Source organism: Rothia nasimurium (assembly GCF_928381705.1).
In the GTDB taxonomy this organism is placed as follows: domain Bacteria; phylum Actinomycetota; class Actinomycetes; order Actinomycetales; family Micrococcaceae; genus Rothia; species Rothia nasimurium_G.
Genome location: NZ_CAKMSR010000030.1, coordinates 1 through 1,218, shown reverse-complemented (window position 1 = coordinate 1,218; position 1,218 = coordinate 1). Strand labels below are relative to the sequence as shown.

The 1,218-nt window shown below is 53.1% G+C and carries 1 rRNA gene; it reads left to right on the top strand.

Features of this window, described 5'->3' with window-relative positions:
* Positions 1–1,172: ribosomal RNA gene (locus tag L6762_RS11855) — 23S ribosomal RNA — on the top strand; the annotation flags it as partial.
* Positions 1,173–1,218 lie beyond the last annotated feature (46 nt).

Here is a 1,218-nt window from a genome sequence, read left to right as displayed (position 1 = left end):
GTGAGCGTGTATGGGTCGCAGAGAATTGGGGGAAGCGACTGTTTATCAAAAACACAGGTCCGTGCGAAGTCGTAAGACGATGTATACGGACTGACTCCTGCCCGGTGCTGGAAGGTTAAGAGGATTGGTTAGCCTTTTTTGGCGAAGCTGAGAATTTAAGCCCCAGTAAACGGCGGTGGTAACTATAACCATCCTAAGGTAGCGAAATTCCTTGTCGGGTAAGTTCCGACCTGCACGAATGGAGTAACGACTTCCCTACTGTCTCAACCATGAACTCGGCGAAATTGCAGTACGAGTAAAGATGCTCGTTTCGCGCAGCAGGACGACGAGACCCCGTGACCTTTACTATAGTTTGGTATTGGTGTTCGGTGTGGCTTGTGTAGGATAGGTGGGAGACTGTGAAGCATGGACGCTAGTTCGTGTGGAGTCGTTGTTGAAATACCACTCTGGTCGCTCTGGATGTCTAACTTCGGCCCGTGATCCGGGTCAGGGACAGTGCCTGATGGGTAGTTTAACTGGGGCGGTTGCCTCCCAAAAAGTAACGGAGGCGCCCAAAGGTTCCCTCAGCCTGGTTGGCAATCAGGTGTTGAGTGTAAGTGCACAAGGGAGCTTGACTGTGAGACTGGCAGGTCGAGCAGGGACGAAAGTCGGGACTAGTGATCCGGCGGTACGTTGTGGAACGGCCGTCGCTCAACGGATAAAAGGTACCTCGGGGATAACAGGCTGATCTTGCCCAAGAGTCCATATCGACGGCATGGTTTGGCACCTCGATGTCGGCTCGTCGCATCCTGGGGCTGGAGTTGGTCCCAAGGGTTGGGCTGTTCGCCCATTAAAGCGGTACGCGAGCTGGGTTCAGAACGTCGTGAGACAGTTCGGTCTCTATCCGCTGCGCGCGTTGGAAATTTGAGAAAGGCTGTCCTTAGTACGAGAGGACCGGGACGGACGAACCTCTGGTATGTCAGTTGTACCGCCAGGTGCATGGCTGATTGGCTACGTTCGGGAGGGATAACCGCTGAAAGCATCTAAGCGGGAAGCCTGTTTCGAGATGAGATTTCCTGGTGGCCTTTGGGTCATGTGAGGATCCCTATAGATGATGGGGTTGATAGGCCAGGTATGGACGCGGGGAATGCCCGTGGAGTTGACTGGTACTAATAGTCCGAAGGCTTACACTTTTATGACTGAGTTTGTTGTTGTTTGCGTCCACTGTATGGTTTTGAG